The 25034-nt window shown below is 72.7% G+C and carries 21 protein-coding genes and 1 tRNA gene; 2 read left to right on the top strand and 20 right to left on the bottom strand.

Annotated features, from left to right (window positions below):
* The first annotated feature begins 2 nt into the window (after positions 1-2).
* Positions 3-76, top strand: a tRNA-Pro gene (locus ITJ40_RS04475).
* An 89-nt stretch (positions 77-165) separates the two neighbouring features.
* Here the strand turns inward: ITJ40_RS04475 and ITJ40_RS04470 are convergent.
* From ITJ40_RS04470 to ITJ40_RS04460, 3 genes are all read right to left on the bottom strand, one after another.
* The gene (locus ITJ40_RS04470; RefSeq protein WP_194665930.1) at positions 166-1371 is read right to left on the bottom strand and encodes an acyltransferase; all 1206 of its coding nucleotides are present in this window, start codon (positions 1369-1371) and stop codon (positions 166-168) included.
* Positions 1372-1516: 145 nt separating this feature from the next.
* A complete protein-coding gene (locus tag ITJ40_RS04465; protein ID WP_194665929.1) occupies positions 1517-3748 on the bottom strand; it encodes a transglycosylase domain-containing protein in 2232 nt (743 codons plus the stop codon).
* 92 nt (positions 3749-3840) lie between these two features.
* Positions 3841-4911, bottom strand: a complete 1071-nt coding sequence (locus tag ITJ40_RS04460) for an LLM class flavin-dependent oxidoreductase (protein WP_370531992.1) — start codon at positions 4909-4911, stop codon at positions 3841-3843.
* Positions 4912-4940: 29 nt separating this feature from the next.
* On the opposite strand from ITJ40_RS04460, the gene ITJ40_RS04455 reads away from it, so the two are divergent.
* Entirely contained in the window at positions 4941-5468 is a 528-nt protein-coding gene (locus tag ITJ40_RS04455) for a VanZ family protein (RefSeq protein WP_194665928.1), read from the top strand.
* A 39-nt stretch (positions 5469-5507) separates the two neighbouring features.
* On the opposite strand, the gene ITJ40_RS04450 is transcribed toward ITJ40_RS04455, so the two are convergent.
* The 17 genes from ITJ40_RS04450 to ITJ40_RS16975 form a co-directional block, all read right to left on the bottom strand.
* Positions 5508-6050: a sortase gene (locus ITJ40_RS04450; RefSeq protein WP_228511788.1), complete on the bottom strand. Its 543-nt coding sequence runs from the start codon at positions 6048-6050 to the stop codon at positions 5508-5510.
* A 326-nt stretch (positions 6051-6376) separates the two neighbouring features.
* Positions 6377-6961 (bottom strand): sortase, encoded by a 585-nt coding sequence (locus ITJ40_RS04445; protein WP_194665926.1) that lies wholly within the window; start codon positions 6959-6961, stop codon positions 6377-6379.
* Positions 6962-7049: 88 nt separating this feature from the next.
* Entirely contained in the window at positions 7050-8873 is a 1824-nt protein-coding gene (locus tag ITJ40_RS04440) for a DUF4012 domain-containing protein (protein WP_194666945.1), read from the bottom strand.
* The gene (locus tag ITJ40_RS04435) at positions 8873-9880 is read right to left on the bottom strand and encodes a hypothetical protein (RefSeq protein ID WP_370531991.1); all 1008 of its coding nucleotides are present in this window, start codon (positions 9878-9880) and stop codon (positions 8873-8875) included. Before ITJ40_RS04435 ends, ITJ40_RS04440 begins: the two co-directional genes overlap by 1 nt.
* Positions 9881-10183: 303 nt before the next feature.
* On the bottom strand, positions 10184-11578 hold the full coding sequence (locus ITJ40_RS04430; RefSeq protein WP_194665925.1) for a polysaccharide biosynthesis tyrosine autokinase: 1395 nt from the start codon (positions 11576-11578) through the stop codon (positions 10184-10186).
* Positions 11579-11934: 356 nt separating this feature from the next.
* Positions 11935-12609: a thymidine kinase gene (locus tag ITJ40_RS04425; protein ID WP_043584435.1), complete on the bottom strand. Its 675-nt coding sequence runs from the start codon at positions 12607-12609 to the stop codon at positions 11935-11937.
* Complete coding sequence (locus ITJ40_RS04420) at positions 12610-13317, bottom strand: LuxR C-terminal-related transcriptional regulator (protein WP_194665924.1); 708 nt, start codon at positions 13315-13317, stop codon at positions 12610-12612.
* A 73-nt stretch (positions 13318-13390) separates the two neighbouring features.
* Positions 13391-14575 carry an Rv2578c family radical SAM protein gene (locus tag ITJ40_RS04415; protein WP_194665923.1) on the bottom strand — a complete coding sequence of 395 codons (1185 nt, stop codon included), beginning with the start codon at positions 14573-14575 and terminating at the stop codon, positions 13391-13393.
* 62 nt (positions 14576-14637) lie between these two features.
* Complete coding sequence (locus tag ITJ40_RS04410) at positions 14638-16116, bottom strand: malate:quinone oxidoreductase (protein ID WP_194665922.1); 1479 nt, start codon at positions 16114-16116, stop codon at positions 14638-14640.
* A gap of 86 nt (positions 16117-16202) precedes the next feature.
* Complete coding sequence (locus ITJ40_RS04405; RefSeq protein ID WP_194665921.1) at positions 16203-17297, bottom strand: aspartate-semialdehyde dehydrogenase; 1095 nt, start codon at positions 17295-17297, stop codon at positions 16203-16205.
* Between the two features lie 62 nt (positions 17298-17359).
* Positions 17360-18625: an aspartate kinase gene (locus ITJ40_RS04400; protein WP_015489607.1), complete on the bottom strand. Its 1266-nt coding sequence runs from the start codon at positions 18623-18625 to the stop codon at positions 17360-17362.
* 111 nt (positions 18626-18736) lie between these two features.
* A complete protein-coding gene (recR, locus tag ITJ40_RS04395; protein ID WP_194665920.1) occupies positions 18737-19336 on the bottom strand; it encodes a recombination mediator RecR in 600 nt (199 codons plus the stop codon).
* Positions 19337-19342: 6 nt separating this feature from the next.
* Positions 19343-21856 carry a DNA polymerase III subunit gamma and tau gene (locus ITJ40_RS04390; protein ID WP_194665919.1) on the bottom strand — a complete coding sequence of 838 codons (2514 nt, stop codon included), beginning with the start codon at positions 21854-21856 and terminating at the stop codon, positions 19343-19345.
* A gap of 46 nt (positions 21857-21902) precedes the next feature.
* The gene (locus tag ITJ40_RS04385) at positions 21903-23096 is read right to left on the bottom strand and encodes an HTTM domain-containing protein (protein WP_194665918.1); all 1194 of its coding nucleotides are present in this window, start codon (positions 23094-23096) and stop codon (positions 21903-21905) included.
* Entirely contained in the window at positions 23093-23965 is an 873-nt protein-coding gene (locus ITJ40_RS04380; RefSeq protein ID WP_194665917.1) for a DUF5819 family protein, read from the bottom strand. Before ITJ40_RS04380 ends, ITJ40_RS04385 begins: the two co-directional genes overlap by 4 nt.
* A gap of 211 nt (positions 23966-24176) precedes the next feature.
* Positions 24177-24842, bottom strand: a complete 666-nt coding sequence (locus ITJ40_RS04375; protein ID WP_194665916.1) for an LPXTG cell wall anchor domain-containing protein — start codon at positions 24840-24842, stop codon at positions 24177-24179.
* The coding region (locus tag ITJ40_RS16975; RefSeq protein ID WP_228511784.1) for a hypothetical protein at positions 24839-25034 on the bottom strand (196 nt) is incomplete at its 5' end. The genes ITJ40_RS16975 and ITJ40_RS04375, both read right to left, overlap by 4 nt.

Here is a 25034-nt window from a genome sequence, read left to right as displayed (position 1 = left end):
ATCGGGGTGTGGCGCAGTTTGGTAGCGCGCTTCGTTCGGGACGAAGAGGTCGCAGGTTCAAATCCTGTTACCCCGACACACCGCCTCCTCCGGGAGGCACAGCACGACTAAGGGCCGCTCCTCCGGGAGCGGCCCTTCGTCGTCCCCCGCGCAGGTCGGCCGCTCCTACGGCGAGCGGGGCTTGAGCCGGAGCGCGGGGCGCTCGATCGCGTAGTACGTCGCCGCCGACAACGCGAGCGTCACCGCGCCCACGACGAGCGTGTTGAGGGCGAAGCCCGCGAGCGTGTCCGGCAGCACGAGGCCCGCGCGGCGGAGGAAGCGGATCACCGGCAGATGCCAGAGGTACACGCTGAACGAGATCGTGCCGAGCCAGGCGATCCACCGGAGCTCGAGGACGCGCGTCACCGGGCCGAGGGATCCCCCGCGCCGCGGCAGCGCCACGAGCAGCAGCAGCGTCGCGCACGAGGCGGCCACGATGCTCTCCTCGAAGGCCCCTACGCGCGCCGCGGAGGCGACCACGATGAGGACCGCCGCGACGATCCCGGCGGGCACGCGCCAGCTGGCGACGCGATCGCGCACGCCCTCGTCCGCGGACACGGTGAGGAGGACGACGGCCGCCGCCATGCCGTAGGCGAAGAGGTCCGCGTGCACGAGGATGCTGCGGTTCGCGACCGCCTCCCACGTCACGCCCCACTCGCTCGCGAGACGGCCGCGGTGGCTGAGCGGGGCCTGCGCGATCATCGCCCACACCTTGCCGGCCACGCCGATCAGCAGGAGGACGGCCGCGGGGGCGAGGGCGCGGATCCATGTGGCCCTCCCCCGCAGCAGCCGCGCCGCGAGGAGCGCCACGACGGGCAACACCACGTAGAAGGACACCTCGACGGCGAGCGTCCAGGCGACCTCGATGCCGCTGCGGAGCGTGCGCGGCGTGTAGCCCTGGAGAAGCAGCGCATTGACGACCGTGTCGACCGGTCCGAGCGTGCCCACCGAGATCCCGGCGTCACGCGTCTCGCGCGGCAGGATCGCGATGCGCAGCACGAGGCTCACGAGCAGCAGCACCACGATGTAGCCCGGGAAGACGCGGAGCACGCGATTGGCGGCGTAGCGCGACAGCCGCGGCAGGGCGACCCCGTCGACGAGGCTGCGCGCGAACGGGAGGAACAGCAGGAAGCCGCTGAGCACGAAGAACAGCGTGACGCCGTGGCTGAAGAAGGCGACCTCGCCGACGAGCGGGACGTCGGTCGTGGGGCGGGCCAGCTGCCGCTGCACGTGGTACAGCAGCACGGCGACGGCGGCGACCCCGCGCAGGCCCTCGATGCCGGGCAGGAGCGTGCGGACGCGCGCGGGCGCGGACGTCGGGGTCCCGGTCATGTCGGCCTCCCCGGGTCGGTGGAACGGCGGTCGTCCAGTCTACGAGGCACGTCCTCCGAGCGATCCGAGGCCGGGCCGCGCACAGCACGACGGCCGCCGCCCGGAGGCGACGACCGTCGGCGCGCGCTCCCCATCGAGCGCGGGCTCACCCCTCCGCGGGAGGTGCCGGCTGCGCGGGCGCAGCGGGAGCCGCGGGTGCGTCCGGTGCGGTGGGCGCCGCGGACTGGCTGGGCTTCGGTGCCGGCGCCACGTACGGCTTCTTCGTCAGCGTGCTGCTCGGCGCGGGGAAGCCCTCCGCCGGGTAGCGGTCGTCGATGAACGTCTGCAGCGGCTTGAAGATCCGGTGCCGTGCGCTGTCCGCGGCCGAGCCGTTGAGGACGTTGCGGCGCATGGACGCGAAGCCCTCCACGTTGCCGACCCAGACGGCCGTCGTGACCTCGGTGGAGGATCCGACGAACCAGGTGTCCTTCGAGCGGTCGGTCGTGCCCGTCTTGCCCATGATCTCGGTGCCGTCGCGCGGGTTCGACGCGGAGCCCGTGCCGCCCATGACCGCCTTGAGCGTGAAGGCGGCCGTGTTGGCGACCTCGGGGCTCATGGCCTGCGCGCACTCGCTCTTGGGCGTCACGAGCTCGGAGTCGTCCGGGAGGACGACCTTGTCGATCGCTATGGGCGGGCACATGTTGCCCTGGTTCGCGACGGAGGAGAAGGCGGTGGCCATCTGCAGCGGCGCGACGTTGTTGCCACCGGAGCCCACGACGTCCGGCGGGTAGTTCTGCAGGTCCCGCTGGTCGGCGTTGTAGACGCCCATGTCCTTCGCGGTCTGGTTGATGTCGCAGATGTCGAGCTGGCTCGCCATCGCGATGAACGCCGAGTTCACGGATGCGACGGTCGCCTGGAGCACCGTCTGGTTCGAGGTGGCCCCGGTGTTGGTGTCGTTGGTGACGGTGTACGGCTCGGAGCCCACGCGCTCCCCGCACGCTCGGAATTCCGACTGGTTCCACTTCGTCTTCGACGCGTTGACCGTCTGGTACACGGACTTCCCGCTCTTGAGCCAGTCGACGAGCGTGAAGATCTTGTAGGTGGATCCGACCTGGAACCCGGCGGAGCCGCCGTGCGCCTTGTCGGCCGAGTAGTTGATCTCGGTGACGCCGGCCTGGTCGGCCGCGACTCCGTAGTCCGTGTTCTGAGCCATGGCGATGATGCGGCCGGTCTTGACCTCGCGGGAGACGACGGATCCGCCGATCTTCGTGAAGCGCGCCGTCGTGGGCACCTGCTTCCGCATCTGGTCCGCCGCGTTCGCCTGGATGTCGAGGTCGAGCGTCGTGTACACCTGCATGCCGCCGCGCTTGAGCACGGCGTCGCGCTCGGCCGGCGTCGCGCCGAACTCCGGGTTCGTGAGGATCTCGTTCTTGACGTAGTCGCAGAAGTACGCGGCCGAGATCGGGTTCGCCTGGATGCAGCCGCTCGTGGAGGGCGTGATCGTCGGCGTGATCGCGGCGGCGGACGCGGTGTCGTACTGCTCCTGCGTGATCTTCTGCTCCTTGAGCATGTTCCGCAGCAGGAGGTCGCGGCGCTCCTTGTTGCGTTCGAGGTTGTCCGGGTTGTCGATCTTGAAGACCTCGGGGGCGTTGACGGTCGCGATGAGGCTCGCGGCCTGCTCGAGCGTGAGGTCGGCGGCGGAGACGTTGAAGTAGTAGCGCGCCGCGGACTCGATGCCGTAGACCCGGCTGCCGAAGTTCGCGATGTTGAGGTACGCGAGGAGGATCTCGTTCTTGGAGTACTTCTTCTCCACCCCGATCGCCATCCGCATCTCCTTGAGCTTGCGGGGCATGTCGGGCTGGGTGGCCTCGGTGAAGGCCTTGCGGCCCTCGGCCTGCGTGGCCTCGTCGGAGGAGTCGACCATGTTCTGAGCCTTCTGGACCAGCACGTTGCGGACGTACTGCATCGTGATGGTGGAGGCGCCCGACTGGACCTCCTTGTTCAGCACGTTCTGCGCGAGGGCGCGGGCGGCCGACAGCACGTCGACGCCGCCGTGCTCGTAGTAGCGGGGGTCCTCGGTCGCGATGGCGGCGTCCTTCGCGAACGACGAGACGGCGTCCCACGGGACCTCCTCGCGGTCCTGCGAGAAGAACTCGGCGAAGGGCACCTGCTGGTCGCCCTGCTTGGCGTAGAGGACCGTCTTCTGCGCGAGGTTGTCGATCTGCAGGTTGTCGGGGATGTCCTCGAACACGCCGATGGTGCTGTTGGCCGCGATGCCGGAGACGGCGATGGCCGGGGTCACCATGGCAGCGACGAGCACGCCGGCGATCGTGCTCATGCCGACGAGTCCGAGGAACGCGCCCAACCGGGTCGAGATGGTCAGGTCAGTTTTCCTCATGGTACGAATCTAACCCGCGCCCGGAGGCGCCACATCCGCCTGAGGGAGGGTCTCAGCTCCCCGTGGCCGAAATGTGATGAGTGCACTCGCGATCAGGCCGCGTGGACCTGCCGGCCGGACAGATCGCGCACGGTGCCGAGCGTCTGGATGCGGTGCTCGAGCGTCGTGGACGACGGCGCGACGATGAGCTCGTCGGCCCCCGTGCTCGTGAGAAGGCGCTCGAGCCCGATGCGCACGGCCTCCGGCGAGCCGATGGCCTGGCGGCGGTCCCGCGCCCCGATGATCTCGCGCTCGACGTCGCTGAAGGCGTACGCCGCGGCCTCCGCCGGATCCACGGGCTGCGGCTTGCCGCCCCCGCGCATGCGGAGCCACGTGATGCGGCCGGCGCGCGCCTCGCGCTCGACGACGTCCGGGTCCTCGTCGGCGATGACGCTCACCGCGATGGCGCTGTGCGGCGACGCGAGGTCGTCGCTCGGCTCAAAGCGCTCGCGGTACATCGCGAGCGCCTGCTCGGTGCGGTCGCCGGCGAAGTGGTGCGCGAAGGCGAAGCGGATCCCGAGGGCCGCGGCGACCTGAGCCGAGTAGCCGCTGGATCCGAGGAGCCACATCTGCGGGACGTCGCCGAGCCCCGGGACGGCCGTGATGCCGCGCAGCGGGTTGTCGTCCGCCATGCCGCCCGTGAAGAAGCCGACCAGGTCGACGAGCTGCTGCGGGAAGTCGTCCGCGCCGAGACCCGCCTCGCTGCGGCGGAGCGCCATCGCGGTCGCGCCGTCGGTGCCGGGAGCGCGTCCGATGCCGAGGTCGATCCGGTCACCGTAGAGGGCGCGGAGGGTCCCGAACTGCTCGGCGACGACGAGCGGCGTGTGGTTCGGCAGCATGACGCCGCCGCTGCCGACGCGGATGGTGGACGTGCGCGCGGCGATGCCCGCGAGGAGGACGGCCGGAGCGGAGCTCGCGATGCCCGGCATCCCGTGGTGCTCGGCCACCCAGAACCTCGAGTAGCCCGCGGCCTCCGCTTCCTGGGCGAGCCGGATGCTGCCGGAGACGGCGTCAGCGTTCGTGCCGCCGAAGGGGCGCGGGGCGAGGTCGAGGACGTTCAGCGGGACGCGTTCGAGGTGGGTCACCACGGTGAGAACGGGCGGGCTCGGCGGGGCATTCCCCACGGAGGTCGCGTTGCTAGGCTGCGGCACCCATGGATCCCGCCACCTCAGCTCCCCCGTCGCGCGCGGCGGAGGAGGGTGCCGTGCCCGGTCGGTCGCCATGGGGCGCGCGGCGGGACCGCGAGCGCCGCCGTTCTCGCCGACGGCAGGCCGGCGCGCTCCTCGTGGCGTACGTCGCCCTGATCGGCCTGGTCACGCTCACCCCCGACAGCGTCGACCGCGGCGTGTACCCGTACCTCCTGCGGGGCGTGGTGTTCGTGCAGCACCACGGCATCCCCGGGTTCCGCTACTCGATGATCGAGGAGGTCGCCAACGTCGCCCTGTTCGCGCCGCTGGGCGTGCTCGGCGTGCTCGCCGTCGGTGCGCGGCGCTGGTGGGCCGTCGCGCTCGCCGGCACGGCCCTGTCGGCCTCGGTCGAGCTCGCGCAGGGCGCGTTCCTGCCGGCGCGCGTGGCGTCCATCACCGACGTGGTGGCCAACGGCACCGGCGCCCTGCTCGGCGCGACGGCCGCGGCGTTCGTCGCGGCCCGGAGGCGACGACGCGGGCGGATCCGGTCGTGATCGGATCCGCCCGGGTCGGGTCGGGAGCGGGGTCGGGCGTCAGGCGGCGCGGCGACGGCGGACCGTCGCGATTCCCGCGGCCGCGGCGCCGGCGAGGAGCAGCCCACCGCCGGTGAGCGCGAGCCCCGTCGGCAGCGTGCCGCCGGTGATGGGGAGCGAACCGCTATCGGCCGCCGTGCGGGCGCTCGCCGGGACCACCGACACGAGGCCGCACCAGTGGTCGCCCGATGCAACGGTCTGGTTGGCGCGCCAGGTCGCCGATGCCGTGGTCGGGACGACGAGCGTGCCGGCGACGGAGCCGTCGGCCGCGGCCGTGACGGAGGCGGCGGGGTCCCCCGCGGCGGCAGGCACGCCGGCCGTCGCGGAGAGGCGGACCGCGACGGTCTCGCCCGCGGTGAAGGACCCGGCGACGCCGGCTATCCGCACCGACCCGCCGGGCGCGACCGCGGCGGGGGTGACGGACATGCCGCTGCAGGCGATGGCGGAGTCCGTGGGGACGTAGTTCTCCGCCTGGGCGGCGAGGGGGACGGAAACGGTGATCGCGAGCGCGACGAACGCGCCCGCCAGGGTCTTGGCGAGCATCTCGGGTGTGCCTTCTCTGATGCACCCGGGACGGACGTGCGGGGGCACGACGGGTATCGCCTCGGGGCTGTGGTGTCCGCGGCGCGCGATTTCGGGTCGACGCCTTCAGGCAGACAGCGGGTCGGGTAAACCCACGATCGAGATGCTAGCCGCGTCGGCGGTCCGGGCGCAGGAGCGCGGGCGCGTTCGGCCCCGGACTGGGGGCACGCGATGCCCGCGTCCCGCGTCGGCGGCCGGAGACGAGGGAAGGCCCCGAGGCGGATGCCTCGGGGCCTTCTCTCGCCGAGCTCCGGAGGGGAGTCAGGCGACGCTGTCCGGGATGCGGATCAGACCGTGGTGCGCTGGCGACGGACCGTGGCGAGCACGGCGACGAGGGCGGCACCGAGCAGCAGCAGGCCGCCGCCGGTCCAGATGAGGACGACGGGCAGCTGGCCGCCCGTGACGGGGAGGCCGGCCGAGCCGTCGGCGGCGGAGCCGCCGGTCGCCGTGCCGTTGCCGGCCGCCGCGACGACCGAGATCGTCGTGGAGACGGTGTTGCCGAGGGTGTCGGTGCCGGTCAGGGCGTAGGAGCCCGTGGCGGAACCGGCCGGCAGGGTGACGGTGACGCGGAGGCCGCCGGCGCTGGTCGAGTTCTTGGTGATGGAGTTGCTCGTCACGGCCATGGGGGCCGTGCGGTAGGAGGCCAGCGTGGCGTTGGCCGCGTCCTCACCGGTGATGGTGATGGTGACGGGGACGCTCGGGGCGAACGAGCCGTCGGCGAAGGTCAGGACGGTGCTCTGGCCGGGCGCGACGGTCGGGTCGCTGACGGTGACTCCACCCTCGGGCGTGTACGGGTCCGCGTTGGCGGCGGTGGCGACGCTGAACGTCGCGGCGAGGGCGATGGCCGCCCCGGCGAGGATCTTCTTGAACATGGTGGTTCCCCCAGTGTGAGCTTCTCGTGGTGCATAGGGGTCACTAGCGGACTCGGGTCCGCCGTCGATCATTCCCCCGCTGAGGAGACTACTGCGAATCGTCGCAGGACAGGGAGCGGAACTCTGTCGCGATCGTGTCAATTACCGGGGTGGTCACGATCGAGAGCGGCGTGTCGGGCTTTTTGTCCCCCAGTGTGTCCACTGAGATGCGGACCTCCTGGCCGGGCGTCAGCGTCACCTCGACCTGGGCGACGGCCCGCCCGCCCACGATCTCGGGCTGGAACGGCGTCTCCGCGCCGTCGATGTGCACGCGCAGCGGGACGGTGCCGGGCGGCCCGTAGACCGCCACGCGGGTCTTGATGTCGCCGGGCGGCACGCCGTAGACGCCGCCGCCCGTGACCACGAAGGGAAGCGTGGCCGCGTCGGCCGGGGCCGTGGATCCGAGGATCACCTCGGTGCGGTAGTCCGGCCGGCCGTCGTCCCGGCACATGGCCATCGCCAGGGTGGTCTTGAGCGAGAGGTAGTAGTCCATCTTCGCGCCGGTCGCGTCGTTGAGGAACACGCCGAAGGCGGTCGACTCGTCGTTGTCGGCGGGCAGCGAGCCCTGGAACGTGGTGCCGTCGAGGGTCGCCTGCTCATCGGCGCGCGAGTTCCAGATCAGGATCCGACGCTCCTCGGCGGCGTGCCCCAGGGCCTTCACCAGCGCGGCCGGGTCCACATCCCCCGAGGAGACCTTCGCGAACACCGAGTCGGCGACGCTCGCGAAGACCGCGTCCTGGACGTCCGGGTTCGGGTAGCGGAGGTACACGTCGTGCAGGAGGAGGTCGACGGCGTCGTCGGAGCGCAGCACGTCGCCCGTCGCGAGCGTGATGGGGCCGGTGGCCTCGAGCAGGTACGAGAGGGCGACCGGGTCGAAGCTGATCACGCCGTCGACCGCCTGGCCGTGCTTGAGCCGCCACATCTCGGCGGCGAGCGGCGCGGCCTGGGGGAACTCGGGCGTCAGGGTGACGTCCTGCATGTAGCGGCCCGTGATGGTCCCGTAGAGGCCCGCGGTCTGCGGGTCCAGGGGCAGGGCAGGCTCCGCGAGCCGCGGGAAGGCGCGCGCGGAGTCCTGGCCGGCGAGCGAGAACGCGCCGCCGCCCGTGCGCACGAGCGCGAGCGCGCCGGGGATGCCACCCGTGGAGCGCACCTCGGCGTTGTTCTGGAACATGAGCAGGTAGCTGCGGTCGCCGTCGGCCCCGAGCATCGCGGGCGCGAGGTCGGTGACGTGGCGCACGACGGCCAGTGTCTCGGCGGCCTTCCCGACCGTCTCCTTCAGGCGCGCGACCGCGTCGGCGACCGGCCGGATGGTGCTGCCGGTGTCGATGTCCGTCACGTCGGTCAGCGCGGCGTCGAGGGCGTCGTCGGCCTGCCGGACCGGCACCTGCGCGGCCACGATGGGATCGAGGTCGAGCTTGCCGTCCTTCGGGGTGAGGCTCGCGACGTCGAGCGTGTCGGCGATGCCGACGACGGGCTGCAGCGCGTCCCCGCCGATGCGGTCGACGATGCCGGAGATCTCCCGGAATGCGCGCAGGTTCGGGCCCACGAACGGCACGTGCTCGCTTACCGCCCACACGGGATCCCCCGTGAGCGACACCGCGCGCGCGGAGTGGTCGCGCAGCTGCGCGACGTTCGCGGAGGCTCCCGCGGAGTCGCCGGCCAGGAGGTCGCGCTGCACGGCGGATGCGAGCGGCACCGCCTGCTCGAGCTCGCCGCGGGCCAGGAGCGCGCGGGCGGCGACCCACGCGATCCAGAGCACCAGGACGACGGCGACCGCGGCACCCGCGACGACGAGGACGCGACGTCGCGTCCAGGGGCGCCGCGAACGGCGGCGGCGCCTCCTCGACGGCTGCGCGACGTCGGCCGCGGACATCACCAGGTGGCCCCGCCGTCGGTGGAGATGCTGACGGCGTCGCCGGTCAGGAGCCAGACGTCACGGCCCGCGGCCGAGAGGGCGACGGCACCGCTGGTGGGCGCAGCCGCCGCGCAGCCGAGGACGCTCACGGCGCCCGACGCCGGGACGATGCGGCCGACGCTCGTCCCCGCGCAGGACCCGGCGGTCCCCGCGGTGAGGATGCCGTCCGTGCCCAGCGCGAGAGCCAGGACGCCGGGAGCGTCGATCCGCCGGAAGTCGCCGCTGCCCGAGCGGACGTGCAGCGCGCCGGAGCCGCAGAGCACCGCGGCGGCCTGACCGCTGTCGACGACCTGGACGGCGTCGTCGCAGGGAGCGTCCCGGGAGCCCTGGACGAGCTGCACCGTGCCGGGCTGCGTCGGGTCGACGTACGCCGTCGTCGCGGTGAGCGCGGGCGCGTCACGCCAGAACTCGCCGCCCGTGAAGCTCTGGAGCGTGGTGCGGGTGCAGGCGGCCGTGACATCGGCGACGATGCTGCCGACGTCCGGGCTCTCCACCTGGAGGGCGAGGATCCGGCGCGCGTCGAAGGAGCCCGTGGAGCGGGTGTCCCAGGTGCGGCCCTCGTCGATGGTGGTCTGGATGCGGGCGGGCTCCCCCGTGCAGGAGCCGCCCGTGGTGCGCCAGGCGACCTCGGCGTTCCCCGCGGCGAGGAACACGGTCGGGGCCGCCACGGTGGCGGTCGGCGCGGCGCTCGGGGCGGGCGTGGGAGTCGCGGTCGCGGTCGCGGCGGCGTCCGTGCTGGTGCCGGTGGCGGTGGCCGACGGGGCGGGGGCGGCCGTGCCCGTGTCGGTCGACCCGCCGCCGCTGCGGGTGACCGCGGCCGAGACGAGGATCAGGTCGATGACGAGGAAGGCGACCACCCCGGTCACGCCGATGCCGGGGACGAGGCGCCCGAGCGACGGACGACGACGCCGGGCGCGTCCCGTGACGGCCATGGGCTTGCGGCCGTCGGGCGCCGGCCTAGCCACGCGATGCTCCCGCGGGTCGCGGGGCGCTGTGGTCGGACGGGCGTCCTGGCAGGCGGCGCGATCGCGCCTCGGCGTGAGCCGACATGGTGTCTCCCGGTGTGGCTGGCATCGTGCGGCGCGCGGGCCGCCCACCCTCTCGGGCGGCCGGATCCGGCCCACGCCCCGGGGACGATCCGAGACCCGCTCCTCCGGTGGAGCACGGCCCCCGGGCCGCGCAGCGGGAGATGCGGGTCGAGCGGTGGTGTCACCCGGATCGTACAGGCCCCCGCAGCAGCCGCCGGGACGACACGGGTCGGCGGGCGGTCAGGGAGCGGCGGGACTCGTGCTGTCGGCGCTCTCGGGGCGAACGTACGAATAGCCGTACTGGCCGTACCCGTACGCATCGGGGCCCTTGGTCGGGAGCATGGTCAGCACGACGCCCAGCACCTCGGCGCCCACGCTGTTGAGCGACTCGAGGGCCGCGTGGACCTGGCCCCGGTGCGCGCGACCGGACGACACGATGAGGATCGCCCCGCCCGCGCTCTTCGACAGCACGGCGCTGTCGGTGACGGGGAGGAGCGGCGGCGCGTCGATGAGCACGGTGTCGAACTCGGCCTCGAGCTCCTTGAGGAGCGTCACCATGGTGCGGGAGCCGAGCAGCTCGCTCGGGTTCGGCGGGATCTGCCCGGCCGGCAGCACGAACATGTTGCGGTTGCCCCACGGCTGCAGCACGTCCTTGAGCTCCGCGCGCCCGATGAGCACGTCGGTGAGGCCCACCGCGCCCTCGAGACCCAGGTACGACGCGAGCTTGGGCCGACGCAGGTCGGCGTCGATGACCGCCACCCGCGCACCCGCGTCGCTCAACGCGATGGCGAGGTTGGCGCTCGTCGTGGACTTGCCCTCCGACTCGACCGCGCTCGTGATGACGAAGCTGCGCGCGCGGCCGCCGAAGTCGAGGAACTGCAGGTTGGTCCGGAGGCTCCGGAAGGACTCGGCGCGCGGGCTGCGGGGATCCGACTGCACGATGAGCGGGCGCTCCGTGGCCTTCGGATCGAAGGCGATGCCACCGAGGATGGGTGCCTTCGTGACGAGGCGCAGGTCGCGCTCTCCGCGGATGCGCGTGTCGAGCGTGGACCGCAGCACGGCCGTCGCGATGCCGAGGGCGAGGCCGACGAGGCCGCCCAGGGCGAGGTTGAGCGGCACCTTCGGGGACACGGGCGATGCCGGGATCCGCGCCTCCTGCAGGATCGAGATCTTCACCTGCGGCTGGCCGTTGGCGTCGAGCGGCGTGAGCTGGGCGACGACGTCGGTGAAGCTCCGGGCCACCGCGTTCGCGATGGTGGCGGCGGCCTCGGCCTGCTCGTCCTCGACGGAGATCTCGATGATGACGGTGTCGACCGCCGCGGTCGCGGTGACCTTCGGCGCCAGCGACTCGGCGGTCGCGTCGAGGCCCAGCTGCGCGATGACCGGCTCGAGGACGACGGGTGTCGACACGACGTCCGCGTAGCTCTTCACCGCCTGCTGGGTGAACGAGTTGCCCTGGCTGAGGTCCTGCACGGTGCCGGCCGACTGCGTCGAGACGAACACCTTGGACGAGGCGCGGTACTCCGGCGTCTGGACCAGCGAGTAGCCGGCGGCGGCGCCGACCCCCAGGAGCAGGACGAGCAGGATGAGCACCCACGAGCGTCGCAAGATCCGGATGTATTCACGCAGTTCCACAGGCGATCCCCCTCGTCGATGGAGCGCCCCCCAGCGGCGCTCGAGCCCCATGCTCCCACAGCTGCGGACCCGCTCCTGTTCACGGGGGTGGGGATTGACGCCCCGCGGATGACGCCCCAGCATCTGGGGCGTCGGCGCGGCGGGACGGTCGGTCTAGCGTGTACGCGGCAGGACGCGAGCCAGTAGGGCCGCGCGCCGCCCGAACGCCCACCCGACGACGAGGTCCGCATCTCCATGTCCGACGCCTGCATCGCCCTCGTGCCGCTCGCCACCCTGGTCATCACGGGCGCGTTCGCCGCCTACGGCCTGCGCTTCCTGCGCGACTGACGACCTGCGCCGTCGACCGCCCCGCCGGATCAGGCGAAGTCCGCGTCGGGGCCCGCCGGGTACCCGAACGCCGACGCGGACGCCTCGACGGGCCGCCCGCTCGTGAGCACTCCCCCGCTCTCCGCGAGGTAGCAGGCGCCGCAGAGCGACATGTACGTGACGTCCTCGCCGTCGATCGCGACCTGGTCGCCGGCGAAGATGAACCGCTCGCCGACCTGGCGCGCGTTGAAGACGGCCTTGCGCCCGCAGCGGCAGATGGTCTTCATCTCCTCCAGGCTGTGCGCGATCTCCAGCAGCCGTCGGCTCCCGGGGAACGCCACCGTCTGGAAGTCGGTGCGGATCCCGTAGGCGATGACCGGGACGTCCTGGAGGATCGCGATGCGCAGCAGGTCGTCCACCTGCGACTCGCGGAGGAACTGCGCCTCGTCGACGAGGAGGCACGCCGTCGGGCCGCCCTTCTCCTGCAGCACGCGCTCGCGATGGATCCCGAACTCCTGCCAGACGTCCGCGTCCGGCTCGAGCAGGAAGTCCACCGGGCGACGGACGCCGAGTCGGGACACGATGTCGCGGTCGCCCTTGGTGTCGATCACGGGCTTCGTGAGCAGCACGTGCTGCCCGCGCTCCTCGTAGTTGTAGGCGGCCTGGAGCATCGAGGTGCTCTTGCCGCTGTTCATCGCGCCGAAACGGAAGTAGAGCTTGGCCATCTACCGAAGGTAGCCGTCCTCGGTGGCGCGATCGATCAGGTCGGACCGACGACCCGCGATCCTCCCCACGAGGCGGTACTTCGCGCGGACGCGCCGGAGGTACGTCTTCGCGGTCTCGTACTGGACGTTCATGGCGGCGGCGACGGCCTGCGTCGAGCGGCCGGTCACGTAGAGGCGGAGGGCCTGCTCCTCGCCCTGGCTGAGGCGGGGGCTCGCGAAGGCGTGCGCCGCGCGCCCCTCCTCCTCGTGCGTCGTGCCGTCGACCCGCCGCTGCGGGGAACGAGCGCCGGTGGCGACGGCACGGACCGCGGGTTCGATGTCCGCCGCGGGCACGGGCCCGGTCAGCAGCGCCGCCGCCCCCGCCTCGACCACGCGGCGACGGACGCTCTCCGCCCCCGACCGCGACAGGACCACGACGGCCGCCCCGGCCGCGCGGCAGGAGCGGATCCGGCCCTCGAGGCTGACGGCGTCGGCGAGGTCGTAGTCGACGACCACGACGTCCGTCGGGAAGCGCGGCGAGCGGACCAGCTGGAGCCAGCCGGTCGTGCTGACCACGACGTCGATCTCGGGAGCCAGGCGGCGCAGGATCGCGCAGACCTCGTCCAACGCGGACTCGTGGCCCATGAGCACGCCGACGCGCACGGGCTGCGGCGACGACCGCCGGGAGGCGTCGCGCGCACCCGGCCCGGGGTCGCGCTCGCTGGTCATGTCAGAACCATAGCCACGGGGCCCGTCGGCGCGGCGAACGGGGGCGTGGGCGGACACCTCAGCGCCCCCGGCGTCAGAACAGGGTGGCCTGCGTCCCGGAGGCGGCCGGGAGCGCGGCCGCGACGAGCGGTCCGGGCGTCGGCGCCTGCGTCCAGCTGCCGCGGCCGCGTGCCGTGGCGGCCCGGCTGTCCGCGCCCTCCTGGCTCCAGCCGGGACGCGGCCGGTCGCCGGCCCGCGCGCGGGCCGCGTCGAGGCCGGGCAGGTCGGCGCGGGACAGCACGCCGCCGGTGCGGGGATCCGCCCGCCCGCCGCCGAGCCCGTGTCGCCGGACCAGCGGATCCATGCGCGTCTTCAGCCACGACCGATAGGCCTGCGGCGCGTAGGCCCCGCGCGCGTAGAGGTCGAGGTAGCGGCCCACGAGATCCGGGCGCTCGCGCTCGAGCCACTGGAGGTACCACTCCTTCACGCCGGGCTTCAGGTAGAGCGCGGAGTAGAGGACGCGCGTGCCGCCGGCCTCGCGGATGCGGGTCAGCGCGTGGTCGAGGTGCTCCGTCGAGTCCGTGAGCATCGGCAGGATCGGCATCATGAACACGGTGCAGTCGAGGCCCGCCTCGCGGATGGCCGTGACCGTCGCGAGGCGCGCCGCGGTCGTGGGCGTGCCGGGCTCCACCGACTGCTGCAGGTCGTCGTCGAGCACGGCGATGCTCATCGCGAGGTCGACCGGCACGCTCGTGGCCGCCTCGGCGAGCAACGGGAGGTCGCGGCGCAGGAGCGTGCCCTTGGTGAGGATCGACAGGGGCGTGCCCGACGAGGCGAGCGCCGCGATGATGCCGGGCATGAGCGCGTAGCGGCCCTCTGCCCGCTGGTAGGGATCGGTGTTCGTCCCGAGCGCCACGGCGTCGTGCGTCCACGTGGGCTTCGCGAGCTCGCGTGCCAGCACCTCGGCGACGTTGACCTTGACGATGATCTGGTCGTCGAAGTCGCGTCCCCCGTCGAGGTCGAGGTACTCGTGCGTCGGGCGCGCGAAGCAGTAGACGCAGGCGTGCGTGCAGCCCCGGTAGGGGTTGATGGTCCAGCCGTACGGCATGACCTTCGACTCCCCCGGCACGCGATTGAGGGCTGACTTCGCGAGCACCTCGTGGAACGTGACGCCCTGGAACTCCGGGGTGCGCACGCTCTGGACGAGGTTGCTCAGGCGGGCGAGTCCGGGCAGCGCGTCCGCGCTCGCGTCGGACAGCTTCTGCGCGCTCCATCTCATGCTCCCATTCGAACACAGTTTCGAATGGAGCGCGAACGGGCGGCGTGGGCCGCCCGCCCGCGTCAGAGCTGGAGCTCGAGGACCTCGGCCGTCTCCTGGATGATCTTCGGCGTCTTCTTGGGGTCGGACGCCACGAGGGTGCCGTAGTTCGGGATCATGCGCCGGAGCGGCTTCTTCCATCCGTCGATGCGGTCGGGGAAGCAGCGCTCGAGGACGTCGAGCATGATCGGGACCGCCGTGGACGCACCGGGCGATGCGCCGAGCAGGCCGGCGATGCTGCCGTCGGCCGCCGCGACGACCTCGGTGCCGAACTGCAGGACGCCGCCCTTCTGCGCGTCCTTCTTCATGACCTGGACGCGCTGGCCCGCGGTGACCTGGTACCAGTCCTTGGGGTCGGCCGTGGGCATGAACTCGCGGAGCGCGTCGAACTTCGTCTCCTTCGAGGCGATGAGCTGGCCGACGAGGTACTTGATGAGGCTCAGGTTGTCCTTGGCGACTGCGAGCATCGGGATGATGTTGTGCGGGCGGATCGACGTGAACAGGTCCAGCAGCGATCCCTTCTTGAGGAAGCGCGGGCTGAAGCCGGCGTAGGGCCCGAAGAGCAGCGAGGTCTCGCCCCCCACCACGCGCGTGTCGAGGTGCGGCACGGACATGGGCGGGGAGCCGATGGCCGCCTTCCCGTAGACCTTCGCGCGGTGCTTGGCGACGATCTCGGGGTCGTCGGTGCGGAACCACTCGCCGCTGATGGGGAACCCGCCGAAGCCCTTGATCTCGGGGATGCCCGACTTCTGCAGGAGGTGCAGCGCGCCGCCGCCCGCGCCGATGAAGACGAACTTCGCGTCCACCTCGACGGTCGAGCGGCCGACGTCGTTGCGGACACGGAGGTGCCAGGTGCCGTCGGGGTTCTTCGACAGGCCGCGGACCTCGTGGTTGAGGTGCAGGGCCGCGCCGTGCTCCGTCAGGTAGTCGATGAGCTTGTTGGTGAGCGCGCCGAAGTCGACGTCGGTGCCGCCCTCGAAGCGCGTGGCCGCGATCACCTCGTCCTTCTCGCGCTGGAGCACGAGGAGCGGGGCCCAGGAGTGGATGACCGCGGGGTCCTCCGAGTACTCCATCGCCTCGAAGAGCGGGTGGGCGCGCATCGCGTCGAAGCGGCGGCGCAGGAACTCGGCGTTCTCCGTGCCGCGCACGAACGTCATGTGCGGGGTGGGGTTGATGAACTCCTTGGGCTCCGGCACGGCGCCGGCCGTGACGAGGTGCGCCCAGAACTGGCGGGAGAGCTGGAACTGCTCGTTGATGCGGGTCGCCGACCCGATCTCGATCTTCCCGTCCTTCTCCGGCGTGTAGTTGAGCTCGCAGAGCGCCGCATGGCCTGTGCCGGCGTTGTTCCAGGGGTTGCTCGACTCCATGGCGACCTCGCCGAGACGCTCGAAGATCTGGATGGTCCAGTCGGGTTCGAGCTGCTTGATGAGGCTGCCGAGCGTCGCGCTCATGATGCCCCCGCCGACGAGGACGACGTCTACCGGTTCCGCTGTATCACTCACCGGATCAGTGTACGCCCGCCCTCCCGCGCACCTCCGGGACCGCGTCCGGTGGTACGGACACCCTCACGCGCACCGCCGGGGAGGGATCAGCGGCGGGCCGCGACGACCTCGGCGATCTGCACGGCGTTGAGCGCGGCGCCCTTGCGGAGGTTGTCGTTGCTGATGAAGAGGGCCAGGCCCCGGCCCTCGGGCGCGCCCTCGTCGGCGCGGATCCGGCCGACGTAGCTGGGGTCGGTGCCGGCGGCCTGGAGCGGCGTGGGGATGTCGGACAGCTCGACGCCGGGCGCCATCGACAGCAGCTCGATCGCGCGGGCCACGCTCAGCGGCGACGCGAACTCGGCGTTGACCGACAGCGAGTGGCCGGTGAAGACGGGGACGCGGACGCACGTGCCGCTCACGAGGAGGTCCGGCAGGCCCAGGATCTTGCGGCTCTCGTTGCGGAGCTTCTTCTCCTCGTCGGTCTCGAAGAGGCCGTCGTCGACGATGCTGCCGGCGAGCGGGATCACGTCGAACGCGATGGGGCGCTGGTACACGGCGGGCTCGGGGAGCTCGACCGCGCGACCGTCGTGGACGAGGCGGCGCAGGGCCTCGGGGCCGGCGGCGACGGCGGCCTCGGCCTGGCCCGCGAGCTCCTCGGCGCCGACGAGGCCGGACCCGGAGACGGCCTGGTAGGTGCTGACCACGAGGCGGGTGAGCCCGGCCTCCTCGTGCAGGACCTTGAGGACGGGCATCGCGGCCATGGTGGTGCAGTTCGGGTTCGCGATGATCCCGCGGCGCGCGTCGTCGATGGCCTCCGGGTTGACCTCGGAGACCACGAGCGGCACCTCGGGGTCCATGCGCCAGGCGCTGGAGTTGTCGATGACGAGCACGCCCGCCTCGGCGAAGCGGGGCGCCTGCGCGCGCGAGGTGGTGGCGCCCGCCGAGAACAGCGCGATGTCGAGGCCCGTGGGATCGGCCGTCGCCGCGTCCTCCACGGTGATGTCGCGGCCGGCGAACGGCAGCGTCGTGCCGGCGGAGCGGGCCGAGGCGAAGAAGCGGATCTCGGCGACGGGGAACGCGCGCTCCTCCAGCAGCCGGCGCATGACCGCGCCGACCTGGCCGGTGGCGCCGACGACGCCGACGCGGAGGCCGGGGGTCTCCCGGGCGGGGGCGGCGGATGCGGCGGGTGCGGTGTCGGTCACGGGTGTCTCCTCCTGCGGTGCGCGGGCGTGCGGGTCGACGTGCGGATCGGTGCGGGTGCGGGTCAGCGGCCGGTGCCGGCGTGGACGACGGCGACGTCGTCCGCGTCGAGCCCGAACGCGTGGTGGACGACGCGCACGGCCTCGTCGATGGTGTCGGCGCGCGTGACCACCGAGATGCGGATCTCGCTGGTGGAGATCATCTCGATGTTGATGCCGGCCTCCGACAGGGCGGTGAACAGCTGCGCCGAGACGCCCGCGTTCGTGCGCATCCCGGCGCCGACGAGCGCGAGCTTGCCGATCTGGTCGTCGTGCTGGAGGCCGGTGAACCCGACCTCGTCCTTCTCGGCGGCGAGGACCGTGAGGACCCGCTGCGCGTCCGACTTCGGGAGCGTGAACGAGATGTCGGTGAGGCTCGTGGCGGCGGCCGACACGTTCTGCACGATCATGTCGATGTTCGCGCCGGTCTTGGCGACGATGGTGAAGATCTGCGCGGCCTTGCCCGGCACGTCGGGCACGCCGACCACCGTGACCTTGGCCTCGCTGAGGTCGGCGGCGACGCCGACGATGACGGGCTCTTCCACATTCTCTCCATCCGTGGGGTTGTAGACGATGGTGCCCTCGTTGTGCGTGAACGAGGATCGGACGTGCAGCAGGACACCGTGCCGGCGGGCGTACTCGACGGCACGGATGTAGAGGACCTTCGCGCCGGACGCCGCCAGCTCGAGCATCTCCTCGCTCGTGATGCGGTCGATCTTGCGGGCGAGCGGCACGACGCGCGGATCGGCCGTGAAGATGCCGTCGACGTCCGTGTAGATCTCGCAGACGTCGGCGCCGAGGGCGGCGGCGAGCGCGACCGCCGTGGTGTCGGATCCGCCGCGGCCGAGCGTGGTGATGTCCCCCGTGCCCCGGTTGAAGCCCTGGAAGCCGGCGACGATGGCGATGGCGCCCTCGCCGAGCGCGTCGCGGACGCGGCCCGGGGTGACGTCGACGATGCGGGCGGCGCCGTGCTGCGCGTCGGTGATCATGCCAGCCTGGCTGCCGGTGAAGGAGCGGGCGTCGTAGCCCATGCTCTTGATGGCCATCGCGAGCAGCGCCATGGAGATGCGCTCGCCCGCGGTGAGGAGCATGTCGAGCTCGCGCGGCGCGGGGATGGGGGTGACCTCGTGGGCGAGGTCGAGCAGCTCGTCCGTGGAGTCGCCCATGGCGGAGACGGCGACGACCACGTCGTTGCCGGCCTTGCGGGTGGCGACGATGCGCTTCGCGACGCGCTTGATGCTCTCGGCATCGGCCACCGACGATCCGCCGAACTTCTGCACGATGAGGCTCACGGGCGACTCCTGGGGTTCGGGTGGGCGCGGGCGGCCCGGTTCACGATTGTAGGGCGGGGCGATCGGTGGTCCCGCCGTGTGACGGCGTCCGCCGGGCGGTGCGCGGTCGGGTCACTCCCCCACGAGGCGTCGGCCCTCGAAGGCGCGGCCGAGGGTGACCTCGTCGGCGTACTCGAGGTCGCCGCCGACGGGGAGGCCGGAGGCGAGGCGCGTGACGCGGATGTCGAAGGTGGAGAGCAGCCGCGAGAGGTAGGTGGCGGTCGCCTCGCCCTCGAGGTTCGGGTCGGTGGCGATGATGACCTCGCTGACGGTGGCGTCGGCGAGGCGCTGCATGAGCTGGCGGATGCGGAGGTCGTCCGGTCCGATGCCGTCGATGGGGCTGATGGCCCCGCCGAGCACATGGTAGAGCCCGCGGAACTCGCGCGTGCGCTCGATGGCGACGACGTCCTTCGCCTCCTCGACCACGCAGATGGTGGCGGGGCTGCGGCGGGGATCCCGGCAGATGCCGCAGGTCTCCTCCTCGCTGACGTTGCCGCAGATGGCGCAGAAGCGGACCTTGTCGCGCACCACCGTGAGCACCTCGGCCAGGCGCGAGACGTCGAACGTCTCGGTCTGGAGGATGTGGAACGCGATGCGCTGGGCGGACTTCGGGCCGATGCCCGGCAGACGGCCGAGCTCGTCGATCAGCTCCTGGACGATTCCCTCGTACATGCGGCGCTAGTCCTGACCTGTGGGGCGGATGGTGGGGCGGGCCTTGCGCTCGACGGGCTTCTCCTCGATGAAGCTCGCCTGCAGGATCTCGCGGACGACGGACTCGCCGTAGCGCTGCGGCGCAGCGGATGCCGGGGAGGCGGGGGGCGCGGCCTTCGCGGTGCCGGGGGCCGCGTCCGACCGCGAGGCGGATCCGGACGCGGATCCGGATCCGGACGCGGCGGCGGGCGGCTGCTGCGCGGGGACGGATCGGGCGATGGGCGGTGCCGAGTCGGGAGACGCGCCACCCGTGGCCCAGCCGGGCTCTGCGGGACCGAACTCGTCGGGCTCGGGCTCCTCGAAGTCGGGGACGTGCGCGTCGGGGACGACCGAGGACCCGCGGACGGGCGGGCTCGAGGCCGCACCGCGCGGGTCGCGCGCGGGTGCCGTCGGCGGGACCGCGGGGGGCGCGGAGACCGCGGGCGCGCTGCGTTCGGGACGGGAGGCGGGCGCGCGGACGGCGGGAGCCTCGGACGCGCCGGGGTCGGACGTGGGGATGGCCACCGTGGCCCAGCCTCCCCCGGCCGGAGTGGTCTTCGCGGGTCGCGCCGACGCGGCGGACGGCGCCGACGTCGGGGCAGGCGACGCCTCTGGGGCCGGAGCCACCTTCGGGGCAGGCGACGCCGATGAGGCCGACGGGGCGGCGGCACCGGACGGCGCGGTGGCGCTCCCCGCCGTCGCGCGCGTGGCGGCCGACGTCGGGCGAGACGCGGCTGGGCCCGAGGCGTCGGGCGCGGGCGATGCGGATCCGCCTCCGGTCGGGGCCGCGGAGCCCGCGGGTGCCGGGGTGCCGCCGTGCGGCTCGACGCGGGCGATGAACTTCACGCGGATGCCGAGCACGTCGAGGATGGCGGTGCGCAAGATGTCGCTGACGCCCTGGCCCGGGGCGCCGCGCTCCTTGAACCTCTCCGCGTCGTTCGCGCTGACGAAGGACAGCGTGAGCACGTCGTCCGCGAGGGCGCGCGGCGTGGCCGTGACCGCGACGAGCCAGGCGCTGCGCTTGGCCTTCTCGACCCCCTCGACCACCGAGGGCCAGGAGTCGCGGAGCTGCTCGAAGGTGACCGGGCCCACCGGCACGGCGGGCACGGGCGCGGCCGCCGACGGCACCTCGGCGGGAGGCGCGCTCGTGTCCGACGAGGCGGGCGGCGGGACGGGAGCGGACGGTGCCGGTGACGGCGCACCGGCCTCCGTCGACGTCGCGACGGGGCGGGGATCGGGAGCGGCCGCCGGCGCCGCTGCCGGGGGAACCGGCGTGACGGCCGGAGCCGCTGCAGGGGCAGGAGCCGCGACGGGCGCCGGATCCGCGGCCGCGTCCGCGACGCCGACCCGGCGCTCGAGCCGCTCGACCCGGGCGAGGGCCCCGCGGTGCGAGTCGTCGCTGGCGGGCACGAGCACGCGCGCGACCAGCAGCTCGAGGTGCAGGCGCGGCGAGGTGGCGCCCGTCATCTCGGTGAGGGCGGCGTTGACGACGTCCGCGGCGCGCGACAGCTCGACGGCGCCGAACGCGACGGCCTGGGCGCGCATCCGCTCGAGCTCGTCCTCCGGGGTGCCGCGCAGCACGGCGGCGGCGCCCTCGACCGAGGTGGCGCCCACGATGATGAGGTCGCGCAGGCGCTCGAGGAGGTCCTCCACGAAGCGGCGCGGGTCCTGGCCGGTCTGGATGACCCGGTCCACTCCCGCGAAGGCGGCCGCCGCGTCGTGCCTCGCGACGGCGTCGATGACCTCGTCGAGCAGGGCCGCGTGCGTGTACCCGAGCAGGGCGACGGCGCGCTCGTACTCCACGCTCTCGTCCTCCGAGCCGGCGATGAGCTGGTCGAGCAGGGAGAGGGTGTCGCGCACGGATCCCCCGCCGGCGCGCACCACGAGCGGCAGGACGCCGGGCGCCACCTGCACGCTCTCCTCGCGGGAGAGGTGCTCCACGTAGTCGAGCATCTGCGCGGGCGGCACGAGGCGGAAGGGGTAGTGGTGCGTGCGGGAGCGGATGGTGCCGATGACCTTGTCGGGCTCGGTGGTGGCGAAGATGAACTTCACGTGCTCCGGCGGCTCCTCCACGATCTTCAGCAGCGCGTTGAAGCCCTGCGGCGTGACCATGTGCGCCTCGTCGAGGATGAAGATCTTGTAGCGGTCGCGCGCCGGCGCGAAGACCGCGCGCTCGCGGATGTCGCGCGCGTCGTCAACGCCGTTGTGGCTCGCGGCGTCGATCTCGACCACGTCGAGGGACCCGCTGCCGTCGCGGCTGAGCTCGACGCAGCTGGGGCAGACGCCGCACGGGGTGTCGGTGGGGCCCTCCGCGCAGTTGAGGCAGCGCGCGAGGATGCGGGCCGACGTGGTCTTGCCGCAGCCGCGCGGGCCGCTGAACAGGTACGCGTGGTTGACGCGGTTGGTGCGGAGCGCGGTGCGCAGCGGATCCGTCACCTGCGTCTGGCCGATGAGCTCGGCGAAGTTCTCTGGCCGATAACGGCGATACAGGGCGGTGACCACGGTCCTGAGGATACCGGGCACCCCCGACCGTCCGGCGGCCCGGGCGTCAGGCCTCCGCCGCGACCTCGGCCGTGGCGGCTGGGGAGGAGCGGCGGATGCGGAGGGCGCGGAGCCGACGGAGCCGGCCGGGCGCATCCGTCCACCCGCGTCCGAGGAGCGCGATGCCCTCCCGCCACGTCGCATCGCGCACGAACAGGAAGTCGAGGGCGATCATCGCGAGGGAGAAGGGCCAGAGCCCGAGCAGCACGCCGATCATGACGTGCATGCCCGTGATGACCACGAGCGCGAGGATGCGCGTCGGCCGCCACAGGATCAGGAGCGGGAACAGGCCCTGGAACACCATGGCCGCGAAGCTCGCCAGGGCGATGCCGACGCTCGACTGCACGAGCAGGTCGTTGATCCACGGCCACGGGCGGTACCCGTCGATGACGAGCGAGTAGTAGGTCGCCGTCCCGTTCCGCCACTCCTCCCCCGACACCTTGAGGATCGCGGAGTTCACGTAGATGAGCATGATCTGGTACGCCGACAGCACCAGCGCGGTGTTGTGCAGCAGGACCGGGACGAGCCGCGGGATCCGCGCCGTGAGGCGACGCGCCCGGACCACCGCGGACGGCGGACGACGCGCGCCCGGCTCGGCCTCGCGGCGACGGCGCACCGCGTCGAGCGAGAAGTGGCGCGACAGGTCGGCGAAGAGCGCGAAGAACAGCGTGAGCCGCAGCACGGTGTCGCCGCCGTTGCTGAGCAGCGTGCTGTTCGTGGACAGGCTGATCCAGAACAGGAGCAGGAACGGCGTCACGATCCGCGAGCGCCAGCCGAGGGTGAACAGCACCGCCAGCGCCGCGAGGGCGAGGTAGGCGAGGTCGAACAGCGTCGCGTCGGTCTTGGAGAAGAGGCCCTCGACGAACGGGGGCCAGCCGCGGCGGCTCGCCTCCGGGTCGATGAACCGGGATCCCACGCCCCAGAGGTAGTGGCGGTCAGCGAAGCACGTGACGAGCACCAGCAGGATCACGGAGCCGAGCGTGATGCGGAGCGCGGCGAAGCTGTAGGTCGCGTGCTCGCGCTCGGTCATCCACGTGGCGACGCCGCGGGGCCAGCCGCGCGGGTCGCGGAGCGCGCGCAGCAGCTCGCGATCCTGCACCACCTGGCGGAACCGGGCCGCCGCCGCGGCGCGCGGGCCGGGGCGGCCGGCAGAGGGGACATGGGGGTCGGCGGGACGGGAGCCGTCCGTGCGGGTGCTCATCGTGCGTACCTCTCCACCAGTGCCTGGTAGGCGCCGAGCGCCTGCGGATCGATGACGTCGTCGACGTGACGCCATCCGAACGTGCGGACCGAGGGCGCGAACTGGCGCTCGGCGTCGAGCCGGTGCTCGAAGTCGTTGGGTCGCGTCGTGACGATCCGCCAGCGGACGCGCTCCACGTCGCGGCCGAAGTAGGCCGTTCCCCAGTAGGTCGTGAACTCCTTCATCACGTAGTCGTAGCGGAGGAAGGAGACGACGCGGCCGTCCGTGCCCTCGGCCAGGCCGGTCAGCTGCTGGACGAGCGCTGCCGGCGTCTTGGCGGCGAAGCCGTCGTCGGTGCGACGGATGAACGTGTCCCGCACCACGGTCCGCTGCTCCTCGCTGAGCGCCTGGTAGCGGGTGCTGTAGGTCTTCAGCAGGTTGGCGCTCTGCTTGTTGGCGCGCGACGCCTGGACGTGCCCGTCGCCGGACTCGTACTCGGCGTCCGTGATGTCCACCCAGTCGCTCTTCACCAGCGCACCCGATCCGTCGCGCCACTGCGCCTGCATCTGGAGGTACCGGTTCGTCTTCTGGATGGAGGGCGCGAACACGTTCCACTGCTGGCCGAAGTACGGGCGGGCGGGGGCGGTGAGGGCGCGGGTCGTGGAGGTCTGCGGGACGACCATGAGGATCGTGGTGGCCACGTAGACCGCGACGACGAGCGCGGCGACGGCGGTGCCGATGCGGGCGCCCCGGGTGAGCGGCCGGTGCTCGCGCGCATGCGCTCCGGCCGGATCCGCGGGCGGCGCCGCGGCGGTCGTCTCCGCTTCGGCGTCGGGGCCGGCGTCGGTGTCGTCCGTGTCGGTGTCGTGCGGGTGGATCGTGTCGGTCATGCGCCGTCCCCTGGTGCGTCGGGTGGGTCCTGTCGGCGGCGGGAGCGGATGGTCCCTGCCGAGCCGCCGTGCGGGTCGTGCTGGTCGTGCTGGTCGTGCTGGTCGTGCTGGTCGTGCTGCGCCGGTCGTCCTCCGGGACGGCCTGCGGGAGCGGGAGGGCGGGCGACCCGGCTGTGCGCCGGATCACCCGCCTGCCCGCCTCAGCGGTGCGTCACGCCTGGCGGCTGCGACGGCCGCGGTGCAGGGCACCGGCGCCCGTCAGCATCATCAGGAGCGCGATGCCGCCGAGGAAGAGCATCCCGTCGGCGTCGCCGCCCGTGACCGGGAGGATCCCGCCGCCGTAGCCGCCGGCCCCTCCGCGGATCGGGGTGCTCGGCAGTCCGGCCGCGGCCGTCTTCGCGATGACCCTGAACTGCGTGTTCGGCACATCCGTCGGACCGGTCACGCTGCCCGAGATGGTGACCGAGTGCTGGCCGAGCTCGAACTCCTCGTGGATCGGGAAGGTGAAGGTCACCTGCCCGTTCGCCGGGGCGATCTGGTCCGGCAGCGGCATCGGCGTGGAGTTCACCGTGGCGCTGACCGTCTCGCCGGGCATGAACCCGACGGCGGTCACCTCCTGGTCGATGCCCATGCCGCGCATGACCTCGAAGAAGCGGACCGAAGCGCGGGTGGTGAGCTCGCTGCCGTCGGGGCCACCGTCGGCGGCGTCGGTCGCGTCCGCGGCATCCGTCGCGTCAGCAGCATCCGTCGAGTCAGCAACATCCGTCGCGTCCGCGGCATCCGTCGCGTCAGCAGCGTCCGTCGAGTCAGCGGCATCCGTCGCGTCCGCAGCATCCGTCGAGTCAGCAGCATCCGCGGCATCGACTGCATCGGTCACATCAGCCGCGTCGTTGTCGCCATCAGCGTCGTTGTCGCCATCGGCCGCATCCACGGAGTCGACCGCGTCAGTGCCGCCCGCATCGACCACATCAGAGACGTCGTCGCCCGCAGCATCGTTGTCGCCATCAGCGTCGTTGTCGCCATCGGCCGCATCCACGGAGTCGACCGCGTCAGTGCCGCCCGCATCGAC

This window comes from Clavibacter sp. VKM Ac-2872, assembly GCF_015351105.1.
In the GTDB taxonomy this organism is placed as follows: Bacteria; Actinomycetota; Actinomycetes; order Actinomycetales; family Microbacteriaceae; genus Clavibacter.
The sequence above is the reverse complement of the archived record's forward strand: the minus strand, read 5'-3'. Positions and strand labels throughout refer to the sequence as shown.